The organism is Nocardiopsis xinjiangensis YIM 90004 (assembly GCF_000341145.1).
In the GTDB taxonomy this organism is placed as follows: domain Bacteria; phylum Actinomycetota; class Actinomycetes; order Streptosporangiales; family Streptosporangiaceae; genus Nocardiopsis; species Nocardiopsis xinjiangensis.
The window spans coordinates 33585-47260 of sequence record NZ_ANBE01000044.1; the positions used below are offsets into that span (position 1 = coordinate 33585).

A 13676-nucleotide genomic window follows, 5' to 3' on the forward strand; every position below is an offset into this window, starting at 1 on the left:
GGTTATGTCCTGGCCTGGCCGAGACCGGCAACCCGCTTACGGACGGGACATGCCAGGTACCCCGAGCACCTCTCCCCATCGAACGAGGGTTCTCTCGTTCACAGACGCGCGGAACTCCCCCGTTCAACGGCGGGTGTCAGAGCCTGACAGAGGCTCATTGGGCCGAAAGTGGCCGGATGTGGAAACGCTGCGTCGTGCCTGGGTTGTCTCGGAGTCTGGTGCCGGCCTGCCAAGCGCTGAACCAGTGCTGCAACGCCCGGGGGTGCCAGTGGCGTCAATCCTGTGCATAGAACCAAGGGTGCAGAGCTGAAATAAGGGGAGCCCGTAAATATGACTGCGTCGACACAGCAGCGACCCACCGGCCAACGCAACACCGCCATGCCCTTCATCGGCGCGGGGGTCTTCCTCGGGGCCGCAGCTCTGCTGGGCTGGTCCTCGTGGGAAGCCTCCGTGCCCGATCCGTTGGCGCATCAGGTCTTCGTCTGCGCCTACGTGGCGGTGGCGGTGTTCGGGGCGGTGTGCCTGCTCCTGCGTTCCCAGCCACGTATCCCCCAGGCTGTGGCTCTGGGCGTGCTGATCGGAGTGGCTGCGGGCACTACGCCCTGGCAGCACTTGGGTGAGGTGTTCTGGTACCAGCTCTGGTGGTCCGTCCCTCTCGGTGTCGGCCTGGCTCTGGCCCTGTGGCGAACACCGGCTTCTCTGAGCCGTTGACCCAGAGCGAAGACGCGCGGCTCCGATGCCCGGCCCCGGGCGACCGGACCCTACCGCTCCGGGTTTCCCGACGGCACCAGGCCCTCCCCGTCGAGCGCCGGAAGCCTGCGGGTCGGGTCGGTGCCGAGCCTGCGACGGGCTCAGACGTGGGGCACCTGCGAGGCCGTCCCCGCCGTCCCCGCCCGTTCGCGGGCGGTGTGGGAGCGGGCATGGGCGACGGCGTCCGCGAGATCGGAGAACAGGTGTTTGCGGTGCCGCAGCACCCCCAGAGTGCCCACGCGCTGCAACAAGGGGGCGTGGTCCTCCCGCACCCCCTTGATCAGGACGGTGACATCTCGTGCTTCGAGCCGCTGGATGGTCTCGGCGAGCGCCCGTGCCCCGGTCGCGTCGAGCAACTGGACCCGGGACAGCCGCAGGATGACGACCGAAACACTTCTCAGGCCGGTGATGTCCTCCAGTACACGGTCGGCGGGGGCGAAGAACAACGGTCCGTCCAAACGCAGCAGGGCGACGCGGTGGTCATCGGGCTGCGCGGGGCCGGGGAGTTCTTCACGCTGTACCGTGCTCGCTCGCGCCAGTTCCCGGAGCGCGAAGACGCCCGCGACGACCAGACCGATCATCACCGCGACGATGAGGTCCACCGAGACCGTCACGACGGCGGTGACCACGAAAGCGGTGGCATCGGCACGGGTGGAGCGCAGGATGGACCAGCTGGTGCGCAGGTCGACCATGCGTAGCGCGGTCACCATGAGCACCCCGGAGAGGGCCGCCAGCGGGATGTGTCCCACCGGGTCCGCGACCGCGACCACCACCAGGAGCAGGACCCCGGCGTGGCTCGCGGCAGCCAACCGGGTCTTGGCCCCGGCGCGGACCGCCACCGCCGTCCGCGCGATCGCGCCCGTGGCCGGCATACCGCCGAACATCCCGGCGGCCACGGAGGCCAGACCCTGCCCTGTCAGTTCCCGGTCCGGTTCGTAGGTTCCGGTGTCGGCCATGGAGGCAGCGACCCGGGCCGAGAGCAACGACTCGATCCCGGCCAGGGCCGCCACCGTCACCGCGGGCAACAGAAGGCTCATCACGACCGCTTGGTCCAAGAGCGGCAGGCTCGGCGCCGGTAGTGCGTCGGGCAGTTCCCCGATCACCGCCAGCGGTGTGGAGACGAACAGCGCCACCACCGTGACGAGGGTGATGCCGATGAGCGAACCGGGAACGGCAGGGTGGATCCGGGGCAGAAGCACCATGCACGCGGCCACGACGGCGACCGCTCCCACGGCCCAGGCCAGGTACACGGGGTCGGCCGAGAGCACGGAACCCACCGCCCGCACCACCACGTTCGTGTGGCCGGCGCCGTGCTCCTCGGGGGTGGTCAGAGCCGGCACCTGCTGCAGGAAGATGATCACACCGATACCGACGGTGAATCCTTCGATCACGGGCCAGGGGATGAAGGAGACCGCGCGGCCGAGCCGGAGGAGGCCGGCGCCGAGCAACAGGATCCCCGCGAGGACCGACACCAAGGCGACCGCGGCGACGCCGTGCGAAGCCACGATCGGCGCCAGCACCACCACCATGGCACCGGTGGGGCCGGACACCTGGACGTGGGAACCGCCGAACACCGCGGCCACGAGCCCGGCGACGATGGCGGTGATCAGGCCGGCCTCGGCTCCGGCACCGGAGGAGATGCCGAAGCCCAGCGCCAGGGGGAGGGCGACGATACCCACGGTCAGCCCGGACAGGAGATCGGCTCGCCAGGTGTGCCGCAGGCCCTGGTAGTCCCGGCGCCGGGGCAGCAACCGGAGAACGTGTGAGGAGAGGGACTTCGTCATTCGGCGAGTTCCGGCAGATCGGCCACGTCGGTGATGCGCTTCTCGTCGCTCGTAACCATCTGCACGAGCAGCCTCCGGGCCGCCACCAGGAAATCGGCGACCTCCGGCCAGGCGAGCCGGTAGTGGACGTGGCTCCCGCGCCGTTCCGAGACCACCAAGCGGTGCCGGCGCAGTACCGCGAGGTGCTGCGACAGGTGGGAGGCCTCCAGCCCGGTGTCCTCCAACAGCTCTGTCACGGTGTGTTCCTCGCCGTCGGAGAGCACCTCGAGCACCCGCACCCGGAACGGATGGGACAACCCCTTGAACAACCCGGCCTTCATCTCGTAGAGCGGCCGCTGACTATGACTGAATGGCATGATGAAATCATCATATCAGCATGCGTGCGGGGTCACCGTGTGGCCCCGGTGGTCAAGGGTCGGGCGGAGCGCGGCCTCAGGGGTCCTGGTGACCGGTGGGCACCAGGCCGTCCTCGTCCACGACCGGAGGGCGACGGGTCGGGTTGGTGTCGAGCCAGCGCAGCAGGTTCTCCGAGACGAGGTCGACGCCGATGCGTCCGGTCCGCCCGTCCAGGTCCCGGTACAGGCACTCGCCGTTGCTGAGGTGGCGCAGCACCGACTGGTGGTCCTCGGTCGGGTCCACACCGACCAGGGACATGACGCTCTCGACCTCGTGCCGCTCACTCGAGCGGAACGCGAAGACCGACGACAGGCAGTTGGTGACCTGCTCGTTGAGCATGTCCCCGGCGTTCTGCGACACCAGGATCAGCGCCGTGTTCCGCGAACGCCCCATCCGGGAGACCTCCGGCACGAGCTTGGCGCCCTCGGGCGTCGAGGTCACCGCCCAGGCCTCGTCCAGGAAGATCGCCTTCGGCAGGCGCCGGTCGAGCCCGTTCATGAGCCGCCGCGCGAACTGCGACACCAGATACAGCAGCGCCACCGACAGCCGCTGCTCGTAGGAGTAGTCGTCGCGGCGCAGCCCGGAATCGGGCAGGGTCAGCCCGCCGAGGGTGAACACGGTCGTCCACCCCTCGGTGTCGATGCGGGCGTCCCCCTGCGGGTCGAAGCACAGCGACGCCAGACGCATCTCCGACATCGACTGCAGCACCGCGCCCAGGTTCCTCGACGCCGGGTCCTCGGCCCCGATCAGGTGGTCCACGACCTTGGCCAGGGACGGCTGGGGCTGGTTGGCGACGGCGGCGACGGCCTGGATCATCGCCGACTCGCGCTCCTCGCTCATCCGGGGCAGCAGCAGCCGCAGGGTCTCGGTGGCCATGGTCTTCTTCGCGGCGAGGTCGTCGCCGAACGCGAACGGGTCCAGCAACCCGGGCTGGGCCGAGCCGAGCGACATGATGCGGGCCTTGCGGCCGCGGCGCTGCAAGAGCTCCACCAAGGACTCCGCGTCGCCCTTGGGGTCGATGGCGGCGACGGTGACCCCGCGCAGGGCGAGCTGGTAGATCATCAGCAGCGCGAGCGTGGTCTTGCCGCCGCCGGGCTCCCCGGTGATGGCGATGGCGGTGGGACGGTTGCGGGCAGCGGCGACCAGCGGGTCGAAGTGCACGATGGAGCGCGCACGTCCCACGGTCTCGCCGATGTAGGGGCCCACCCAGCCGCCGCCGGACTGCGTGTTGTCGATACGGTCGCCGACGTCCACGGTCGCGGTGGGCATGCCGCCGGCGATGGTGCGCAGCGGCTGGCGTTGGGCGTAGGCGTTGAGGCGGATCCGGTCCCCGGGCAGCGACTCGTTGAACAGGGACAGCTGGTCGCCGGTGGAGTTGATGACGTCGATACCGATGTCGCGGTAGTGCTCCACGACCGCCTCGACCTGCTGGTCGAGCAGCTTCTCGGTGGGGGCGGAGACCATGAGCCGGTGCCAGCCGTAGACGAACGGCAGGCGTTCCTTCGTGATGCCGTGCTCGAGCATGCGGGCCGCGTCGATCTGCTCGGCCAGAGCGATGGGGGCCTCCACGCCGGCCTCGCGGATGTGGGCGTCCATGTCACGGGCGTGGGCGAGCTTGCGGCCCACGTCCTTGGAGGCCTTCGCCGGCGGGACCAGCTTCATCCGCAGCGACATCTCCACGGGGAAGGGGAGCGCGTCGGCGTGGTGGATCCAGGGCTCCCCGTCGGGGAAGGGCATGAGGTCGGGAAAGCGCGCGAACGACAAGTAGGCGACGTGCGTGGGACCGGAGGGCTGGTCCAGGCGCAGGGAGGAACGGCCGTTGACGAGGGTGCCGTCGACGAGGGCCTCGATCTCGCCGCGCCCCCAGGTGCGTTTGGGGGTGGCCGAGGGGCGGGGTTCCTCGGCGGATCCGGTGACGGCGTGGCGCACGAGCCAGGCGATCTCGTCGGCGGTGGCGTGGTGGGCATGCAGGGAGCTGGCGGCCAGGGCGCGGCCGAGGCGTTCGGCCTGGTCGGTCCAGCGGGCGAGCTCACGGTCGTCGACGGAGTCGTCGGTCAGGCCCAGCATCTGTTCGGTGCGCTGGTAGCCGGACATGATCTGGGAGAAGAAACCGAGGCCGGGGCCGCTGTTTCGGGGACCGAGCCGGACGCCGAGGTAGACCTCCTTGGTCCAGAAGTCCTTCGCCCACACGTGCCGGTACATCTCCTCGAGGTAGTCGTACCAGCCGGGCCCGGCGTCGGAGGTCGCGTCGAGGGTCGTGGCCCACTCGGCCGCCGGATAGGTGCGGTGGGCGACGCGCAGGTGCACCTCGGCGTCGTTCATCCGGATGGCGGCGAGCGCGATGGTGATGTTGGTGGCCAGGCCCTGGCGTTCCTCGGGCGTGGTGAATTCGTAGGAGACGGTCGGCAGCCGGAAATAGGCCCACGCGTCGGCGTCGCTGAGCAGCACACGGTCGTCGAAGTAACGCACCGCGAGGCGGGTCGCGCTCCGGGTGCCCCTGGTGCCGGTCATCTGCAAGCCCTTCCTCGAGTTCTGATCAGAGGGCGGAGACGGATGCGGTGGGGGCCCGTGCACCCCCCGGCACACGCCCGCGCCCGCCCGTGGAGAGTGCCCGTGGCGGGCTCCTCCCGTTCGTTCGGGTTCCACCCCATAGTGCTGCATCCCGCCTGGGGTGGGAAGCCGAGTCGGTTTCGGCGCGCCAGAACCCGATGGTGCGGGACCGAGCCACGGACCAGGTGGGCTCGTGACGGTGCAAGGTCCCCCAGCCGTAAGGAACAGAGTGCTCAGCCACACGAAGGGCCGGGACCCAGAGCACGTGCACGGTGCAGACTCTCCCCGGCCGTAAGAAACCCGGATGCTCAGCCACACAAAGGGCTCAGCCCTCAGAGCAGGTGCACGGTGCAGACTCTCCTGAGCCACAAGAAACAGGCATGCTCAGCCATGTGAGGGGCTGAGCCCCAGCGCAGGTGCACGGTGCAGGTTCTCCCCTCCCCCACAGGTGACAGGTTTGCTCAGCCACAGCCCTCGCGCGGTGCCTCGCCCCTTGGGCCGAAGGCCCCCCTTGCGCGTTCCGCGCGGTGGTCTCCCCAGCCATGCTTACGCGGTCTCTGGACGCCCGGAGCCCCTCGACCACTCACGCACGGGGGACGCGTGAGCCCGCGCTTTGTCCTTGGCCTGGCCCGGGGGAAGGCCCCTCCCCGAAGGAGTGGGAGAAGGCATGCGCAGAGCCGCACGCCAAGGGGGGTTGGACCCCAGCCACAGACAGGCCCGACCCCAGGAACGGGACACAGGGGCGGTGAGGGGAACCACGAACACGCCCTGAAAAGAAGAGAAGAGAGAGTCCGGAGCGAGGGAGGCCTGGCACCGTGCACCTGCCCTGGGGCCCAGCCCCTCGTGTGGTTGAGCACGGAAACCCCCTGGCGCGAGGGTCCGTGTCGGTCTCTTCCCTTTTCTGTGGGGAGGGGCCTTGCCCCGGTCGAGCCCAAAGACGCGGTGCGGGCTCACGCGCTTCTGTGCCCGGATGGTTGCGGGGCTCCGGGCGTCCAGAGACCGCATAAGGACGGCTGGGGAGGCCACCGCGTGGTACGCGCGGAGGCTCCGGGGTTTCCGTGGCACCGGGGGCGCGCACCCCGCGCCGACTGTGGCTGAGCAAACCTGTCACCTGTGGGGGAGGGGAGAGTCTGCGCCGTGCACCTGCCCTGGGGCCCAGCCCCTCACATGGTTGAGCATCCAGGTTTCTTATGGCGCAGGGGAACCTGCACCGTGCACCTGCTCTGGGGGCTCGGCCCTTTGTGTGGTTGGGCATCCGGGTCTCTTATGGACCGGGAGACCTTGCACCCTGCACCTGCTCTGAGGGCTGAGCCCTTTGTGTGGTTGAGCAGGCCTGTTTCTTGTGGACCGGGAGACCCAGCACCGTGCACGTGCCTTGGGGCTGAGCCCCTCGTGTGGTTGGGCATCTGGGTTTCTTGTGGCTCAGGAGACCCTGCACGGTGCACCTGCGCTGGGGCCCGGCTCTTCGTGTGGTGGAGCACGGAAGCCCTTGGAGCGGGAGCGAGGGCCGCGCCGGCGGGTCGGGCCGGCGCGGCCCCAGGTCGCCCGGGGTCAGCAGGAGCTGTCGAGGGTGCCCTGCAGGCTCGACTGTTCCTCGGAGGTGACCGTCAGGTCGTAGCGGTCCTTCACGTCGATCCAGGACTTGGCGTAGTCGCAGTGGACGCCGGTGTTGGAGGGCATCCACTCCGACGGGTCCTGGTCACTCTTCTCGCTGTTGCTGGACGGCGTGGCCAGCCACAGCTGGGAGCTCTCGACGTCGTTGGCGAAGTCGGCGCGCTCGTCGGTGGTCCAGTCGGCGGCCCCGGTCTTCCAGGCCTCGCTCAGCGGGACCATGTGGTCGGCGCTGATCTCGGAGGGCTCGTCGTAGACCCACTCGTCGTCGAAGGCGCTCCACCAGCTCCCCTCGGTGGGCTGGCAGTTGTCGTCGCTGACCACGTCCTGGCCGTCCCTCTCCAGCACCACCTGGCGGGAGGTGCAGGGGCTGTCGATGACGTTCCAGTGCGGGAAGAGGCTTCGGTCGTATCCGTCCTGGGGCCCCTTGGGCCGGACGTCGAGGGTGTCGAGCTTCTCCTGGGCGGCCGATTCGCTGGGGATGCCGGGCGGGAGGGTGTCCGCGGCGGCGGGGGAGGACCAGCCGAGGGTGGCCACGAGGGCTGCGGCGCCGGCGGTGGCCAGGGCTGCGAACACACGGGGGCTGCGGGGGGACTGCTTCACGCGTTCTCCTTGAGCGGGGTGAGAACAATGGACCCCCCTTACTGTGCTGCAGCGGCGCCTTTCACACCAGTCCCCGCGGGTGAAGTTCGCGAGAAATCCGCGCCGGGGCCAGGGAAATCTGTTTCATACCGTGTATGAATTTTCTGTGATCTAACTCACTGGGAAAATTGCACACAGTTACCGGACTGCCACCGCCAGAGGGGCGCAAGTGGACGACCTGGGACAATGAACCCCGGGTCGGAGGTTTGTTCACCCTGAGTGACATCACGCAGGTGAACCCGGAAAGGTTCGCGACAAAGCATCGATCACTAAAAAATAAAGCTTTTATTTGCCCCGCGCATTCCCCCATATAGTATGACTCTAATACCCGGAGACGCAGAAGATAAACATAGATCACAAAATTGCCCCACGAATGCGGAGCCGAATTTTGTTACGTTCACGTGGTGTAAGGAAAACCGTCGACCAGAGAGGATGGCCCCCTGACGGGGGAACGATCATGACTCTGCAGATGGATGTTCCGACCGCGGACGAGTACCCGACCCGCAAGGCCACCGAGCCGGCTCTGCTTCACCGCAAGGACCCAACCGTCTGGGGCGCCGCCGACAACGGACCCTTCAGTGAGAACGACCTCACGGGGTACGGGGCGCGCGGCTACACCCAGGTCGAGTCGATCATCAGCGGCCAGGAGGTGCAGGCCTTCCACGAGGAACTGCAGCGCCTGGGCTCCGACCCCGGCCTTCGTGGGGACGAGCGGGTCGTCGTCGAGCCGGCCTCGAACGAGGTCCGCTCGGTCTTCGAGGCACACAGGATCAGCAAGCGTTTCTCCGACCTGGTCAACGACCCGCGCCTGGTGGAGCGGGCCCGCCAGATCCTCGGCTCGGACGTCTACGTTCACCAGAGCCGCATCAACTACAAGCCCGGTTTCGGGGGCGGGTCCTTCTACTGGCACTCCGACTTCGAGACCTGGCACGCCGAGGACGGCATGCCTCGGATGCGCGCCTGCAGCTTCTCCATCGCTCTGACGGAGAACTACAGCCACAACGGTGCGCTCATGATCATGCCCGGCTCGCACAAGACCTTCGTGTCGTGCGTCGGTGAGACACCCGACAACCACTACAAGGCTTCCCTGAAGAGCCAGGAGGTCGGCACACCCGACCAGAAGTCCCTGGAGTACCTGGCCGACCAGCACGGCATCGACGTGCTCACCGGTCCGGCCGGCGGGGCGATCATCTTCGACTGCAACTGCATGCACGGCTCTGGTGGCAACATCACGCCGTTCCCGCGCTCGAACCTCTTCGTCGTGTTCAACAGCGTGGAGAACGCCCGCACCAGGCCCTTCGCAGCAAACAACACCCGCCCGGAGTTCCTCGGCTCGTCCGACTTCACGCCGGTCGGACACTAGGGGTCTCAGGGCGAGTACCGGGTCGAGCGCCGGTCCCGGCGCCACCGGGCGTGTCTGGTGGGTGCTGTCCGTGCCGCAACAGGGCGAGTGCCCACGACATACGCCCCGGCCGGAGAACAAGGACGGGCCGCGCGGCCCTCTGGTCGCGCGGCCCGTCCGCGTCGCGGGTTCGCTCCCGGGCCCCGAGACCGCCGGGGCCGGGAATCAGTCGGTGAGGCCGCGCACCAGCACCCCGCCCAGCGCACCGTGGGCACGCTTGGTGGCCGACCGCAGCGCCCCCACGTCGATCCGCGTGTACGAGGCGCCCAGATGGTCGTCCCACGGGACCCGGACGATCGCCCTGCACCGGCCCCGTGCCACACGTTCCGCGGCGTCCACGTCCGGCAGGCTGCGCTTGCTCACACCGTTGACGACGAGCACCGAGTTGGTGCGCAGGGAGCTGTACCCGTTGCCGTCCAGCCACTCGAAGGTCATCGACACCGCGCGTTCTGCGTCGGCACTGGCCGGAGCGACCAGGACCAGGCCGTCGGCGCCCGGAAGCGCGCGGGAGACCCCCGTGGCGGCCGGGTCCATGAGCGTGACCCCGTAGAAGCCGCCCAGCAGACCGGCGAGCTGGCCGTAGTCGCGGTCGTCCAGGGTCTGCACGTACGGGTCGTCGAGAGTCTGCACGATCTCGAGGCCGGTCGGGGCGCGGCTCACGTACGAGCGCATCTGTTCGTAGTCCTGGACCCCGTCGGCGTTGGCCAGGAGCGCGGTGAGTGTCTCGGGCGTCTGGGCACCCACACGGCGGGAGAGCCCGTTGGGCCCGGGGTTGACGTCCACGGCCACGACCCGGTCGTCCCGGTGGGCGGCCAGGGTGTGGCCGATCATCAGCCCGGTCACGGTCTGTCCGGCCCCGCCGGTGCAGCCGAGCACGACCAGGTTCCGGGGACCGGGCAGCGGGGTGCGCAGACGCTCGATGTCGCCGTCCGGGAGATCGGAACGGATCGGGGACGCGCTGCCGCCGGTGACCACGCGGGCCAGGCGCCGCCAACCACGGGTACCGCCGGAATCCGGACGGGCCTCGGTGCGGTCGGTTCGGTCGGGGCGCTGGGCGGGAACCCCGTTGGGGGTGTCGCCGAGGCGCTCCTGCTCCCCCGTGCCGTGGTCGAGCTCGAGCGCGGGTTTGGTCTCACGCTCGGGCGAGTCGGGGTCCTCGTCCGGGGAGGGCTGGACGAAGAGCTGTCCCAGGCGGCGGGCGTTCTGTGCGACCCGATGGAAGACGCCCTCGTGCGGGTCCTCGGCGGGGTCGGACCCGTCAGAGGCATCGGACGCCCCGGAACCGGTGCCGGGGCCGTCATGGCTCTCGGAATCGGTGGCCCGGTCCTCGGTGGAGTGCCGGTCATGGGCCAGAGCGGCCAGGCTCGGGTTGGCGCGCGGGTGTGATGCAGGGGCGCCGGGGTTCTCCGCGCGGTGTGCGGTCCCGGGGCCGTGGTCCTCGGCCGGTGCGCCCTCGGGCCCGGTGGAGGAAAGCTCCCTCGCGGACGCGCGGCCGCCGTCGGTGACGGGCCCCGTCTCCGTGGACGAGCGGGGTTCCTCGGACGGACGGGGGCCGACCGCGCCCCGGGGCTCGTCGGAGGTCTGGCTCCCGTGATCAGTACCGGACCGCGCGGAGGCGGCGTGGCGGCGTTCCTCCAGGGCCCGGGCCTCCGCGCGCTCGAGTTCGTCGGCGGTGCGGCGGTGCGGCGTATCCGGCGTGGCGGTGGAGGCGGACCGATCCCCCCTGACCTCGGAGAAGCTCGCCAGCTCGCCGGTCCCGTGGTCGAGCTGGGTGGGCGGTTTCGGCACGGCCGTACCCGGGTCCTCGGTCGGCTCGGCCGTGTCCCTCGTGTCGGTCGGCTCGGCCGTACCCGGGTCCTCGGTCGGCACGGCCGTGTCGGTCGCGTCGGGACGGGCGGAGCTGTCCTCCTCCCCGCCGACGGGTTCGGCAGGTTCGGTGTCCTTGGGCTCTGCGTCCCCGGTGGTCTCGTCGGTCCCGGCAGCCCCATCGGCCCGGTCGATGCCTTCGGCGCCGTCGGTCCCTTCGGTCTCCTCCGCACCACGGTCCCGCTCACGCAGGTCTCGCGCGGAGATGACGGGGTTGCCGCGGTCCCCGGCTCGGGGCCGGTCGGGGTGGTTGTCCTCGCCGTCCTCGAACCAGGCGGTCCCGGACTGCTCCGGTTCGCGCTCGTTGCCCGGGACGGCGTCGGCGAACTCGGGGCGCGGAGGGGCCGGGGTGTCGGCCTTGCTGAGGTGTCTGTCGAGCACGGACATGTGCTCGCTCCACTCGGGACCACGGGCGTCGGGATCCTCGTACCGGCGGAGCGGCATGGCGTCGTGTTCGCCGGTGCCGTGGTCGAGCTCGAGCGCCGGTCCGGCCTCGCCTGCCGCCGCACCGGAACCCGGCTCCGAGTCGGTGTTCTGCCCCGGAGCGGAACCCGGCTCCGACGCGGAGCCCGCCTGCGCGGCCCGCTCCTCGCCCCGGTCCTCGGCCCGGGGCTCGTGCGCCACGGGTTCCTCGTGGGAGGCGCGCTGCTCCGTCCCCTCCTCGGTGGGTGTGTCGGATGCGGGCGGCAACCACGGCGTCTGGGGGGTGTCGGCGGTCGGACGGCCGGTGGCCGCGGCGTACCGGGCCGCATAATCCGAGAGGTCCGAGAAGTCCGAACCGTCGGACCGCTCCGCTCCCCCGCTGGTTCCCTGCCAACCCTGCCGTTCCCGCCGGCTCTCGCGTTCCTGCGGACCCTCGCGGTCCTTCGCGGACGTGCCGCGCTCGCGTCCCCGGTCCAGTTCCCACGGGGCCGCGTGCGGACGGCGCTTCGACGTGCGCGGCTGCCCAGGAGCTTCGGGAACGCCGGTGGCGCTCGCCTCGGGGGGCGCGGCCTCGGCCGGCAGGGCCTGGCCCTGTCCCTGCGCGCGGCGGCGTTCAGGGGCGGGTTCGACGAAGACACGCTCGGGCGCATGCTCGACCGCGTGGTCGGAGGCCCTCTCCTGCGCACGGCCGTCGCCGGCCCCACGGACGCGTCCCTGCCCGGCCGAGCTCCCACGCGCACCGTCCCGCTCCGGTGCCTGTTCACGCTCCTGCTCCGGCGCCTCGGACGCCTCCAGACGCTCGGTTCCGCTCCGGCGCTCGTCCAACTCCCGCACGACACGGATGCCCTGGGTCCGTCCGCGCAGACGGCGTGCCGGAGCGGATTCCTGCTGCGTTCGCGAGGCCTCGTCCCGGCCGGGGTCCCCGGCGGCCTCCGCCAGTTCCGCGCTGGACATCGGCCCGGTGTCGCCGGCCGTGTACGCACTCTTGGAGGTCAGGCCCACGGGCGTGTGTCCCGAAGAGGCGCGCAGGGACGCGAACCAGGCGTCGCGGTCGCGGTCCTCGTCCTCCTCGGTGATGAAGACCGGTTCTTCCTCGAACCCGTCGAAGCCTTCGCCCCCGCCCTCGTCGTGTTCGCCGTACTCGCCGTGCCTGCCGGACTCCCCGGGGCGGTCGGAGGATCCGGCTTCCTCGGCTCCGTCACCGCTGCCACGGCCGCTGCCGCCGCCGGAGGGCTCTGCAGAGCCGGGCTCCAGGGCGAACCCGAAGTAGTTGAGCATCTTGCGTCCCACACCCCGGCGGCCCTGGCCGGGTCCCGGATCCCCTGCGGCGCGGGTGGAGGAGTGCGGATCGGCCTCCTGGTACTCCTCGTGTACGGCGGAGGCCGGGGCGGCGGCCGCGCTCGAGGGCTCCTCGGGAGCGGCGCCGTGGACCGGGGCTGCGGCCGCGAACGCCGGCACCCGCTCGCGTGCGCGCGGTCGGTCGGGCTCGCTCGGGCCCTCGTGTTCCGGCGGTTGCCCGGCCCCGGGGTCCTGCTCGTCCCGGTGTCCGGCCCCGGAAGGTTCCTGGAGTCCGTCCTCGTCGGCGGTGCGCGCACTGCCCCCGGCACCGGCTGCCTCGTGGGTCTCGTCGGGCTCAGCGGCCCCGTCGGCCACAGAGCCCGAACGAGCGGTCCGGTCCGTCTCGGCAGGGGTGTACAGCTCTTCCAGCGACTCGGCACGGACCGGGGCCGCCTTCGCAGGACCGGCGACACCGCGCAGCGGCGGGGCGTCGGCGGCACCCCCGGCCTCCTGGGCCTCGTGCGTCCCCTCCGTGCCGTGCTCGGCCTCCGCGCGGTGCCGGCGCGGCAGCGGCAGCGGCAGCGGCCCGGCGTCCGCGCTCCGGTGCCACACACGTACCGACACCCGCACCTCTCCGGGCTCGTACTCGGGGGCCAACCGCGTCATGACCCGCGGCTCGGTGAAGAACCGGGCATAGGAGATGAGCAGTTCCGTGAGCCGTTTGCCCTCGATCACCGGCCGGGTGGCCAGCACCGTGATCACCCCGGGCGGCACGACCCACAGCACCAGGTGCCAGCCGTTGCCGAAATCGAACGGGGCGTTGAGGACGCTCAGCAGCACGACCCAGATGAGGAAGATCCCCATGGCGACCCCGAAGGTCCCCACCGGGAGCGGCATGGGAAGCCGGAAGTCGTAGAGCTTGTAGAGCCGCTTCTCGATACGCCAGATGTTGGTGTACGTGGGCAGATCCACGC

7 protein-coding genes are annotated in these 13676 nt (G+C 70.5%); 2 read left to right on the forward strand and 5 right to left on the reverse strand.

Annotation, left to right across the window (positions count from 1 at the left end):
* Positions 1-330: 330 nt before the first annotated feature.
* A complete protein-coding gene (locus D473_RS0119505) occupies positions 331-711 on the forward strand; it encodes a hypothetical protein (protein ID WP_017610732.1) in 381 nt (126 codons plus the stop codon).
* Positions 712-851: 140 nt separating this feature from the next.
* Here the strand turns inward: D473_RS0119505 and D473_RS0119510 are convergent, their stop codons facing one another.
* From D473_RS0119510 to D473_RS0119525, 4 genes are all read right to left on the reverse strand, one after another.
* Positions 852-2534 carry a SulP family inorganic anion transporter gene (locus D473_RS0119510; RefSeq protein ID WP_017610733.1) on the reverse strand — a complete coding sequence of 561 codons (1683 nt, stop codon included), beginning with the start codon at positions 2532-2534 and terminating at the stop codon, positions 852-854.
* Positions 2531-2890 (reverse strand): ArsR/SmtB family transcription factor, encoded by a 360-nt coding sequence (locus D473_RS0119515; RefSeq protein ID WP_026127123.1) that lies wholly within the window; start codon positions 2888-2890, stop codon positions 2531-2533. Before D473_RS0119515 ends, D473_RS0119510 begins: the two co-directional genes overlap by 4 nt.
* Before the next feature lie 76 nt (positions 2891-2966).
* A complete protein-coding gene (locus tag D473_RS0119520) occupies positions 2967-5441 on the reverse strand; it encodes an ATP-binding protein (protein WP_017610735.1) in 2475 nt (824 codons plus the stop codon).
* Between the two features lie 1590 nt (positions 5442-7031).
* Entirely contained in the window at positions 7032-7694 is a 663-nt protein-coding gene (locus D473_RS0119525; RefSeq protein ID WP_017610736.1) for an HNH endonuclease family protein, read from the reverse strand.
* A gap of 496 nt (positions 7695-8190) precedes the next feature.
* Here D473_RS0119525 and thpD point away from each other — a divergent pair, with 496 nt between their 5' ends.
* Positions 8191-9096: an ectoine hydroxylase gene (gene thpD / locus D473_RS0119530; RefSeq protein ID WP_017610737.1), complete on the forward strand. Its 906-nt coding sequence runs from the start codon at positions 8191-8193 to the stop codon at positions 9094-9096.
* 204 nt (positions 9097-9300) lie between these two features.
* Here thpD and D473_RS0119535 read toward each other — a convergent pair whose 3' ends face one another.
* A complete protein-coding gene (locus D473_RS0119535) occupies positions 9301-13674 on the reverse strand; it encodes a TcpE family conjugal transfer membrane protein (protein ID WP_026127124.1) in 4374 nt (1457 codons plus the stop codon).
* Positions 13675-13676: the final 2 nt, after the last annotated feature.